This is a genomic window from Burkholderia sp. Bp9099 (assembly GCF_003857805.1).
Classification (GTDB): domain Bacteria; phylum Pseudomonadota; class Gammaproteobacteria; order Burkholderiales; family Burkholderiaceae; genus Burkholderia.
In genome coordinates this window covers 1-335 of the sequence record NZ_QTPU01000115.1, presented here as the reverse complement: position 1 = coordinate 335, position 335 = coordinate 1, and the positions used below count along the sequence as shown (strand labels likewise).

At 67.5% G+C, this 335-nt stretch carries 1 protein-coding gene; it reads left to right on the top strand.

Annotation, left to right across the window (positions count from 1 at the left end; all coding sequences use genetic code 11):
• Positions 1 to 335: ABC transporter permease subunit (locus DIE17_RS37175; RefSeq protein WP_409410407.1), on the top strand; the 335-nt coding region annotated here is incomplete at both ends.

Sequence of the window (335 nt, the reverse complement as noted above, 5' to 3'; positions counted from 1 at the left end):
CTCGCGCTGGGCCTGAACGTGGTGGTCGGCTTCGCCGGCCTGCTCGACCTCGGCTACATCGCGTTCTACGCGGTGGGCGCGTACACGGCGGCACTGCTGAGCTCGCCGCACCTGACCTCGCAGTTCGAGTGGATCGCGGCGCTCGCGCCGAACGGCCTGCACATCCCGTTCCTGATCATCGTGCCGATCGCGATGGCGCTGGCGGCGACCTTCGGCATCCTGCTCGGCGCGCCGACGCTGCGCCTGCGCGGCGACTATCTGGCGATCGTGACGCTCGGCTTCGGTGAAATCGTCCGGATCTTCATGAACAACCTCGACCGTCCGGTGAACATCAC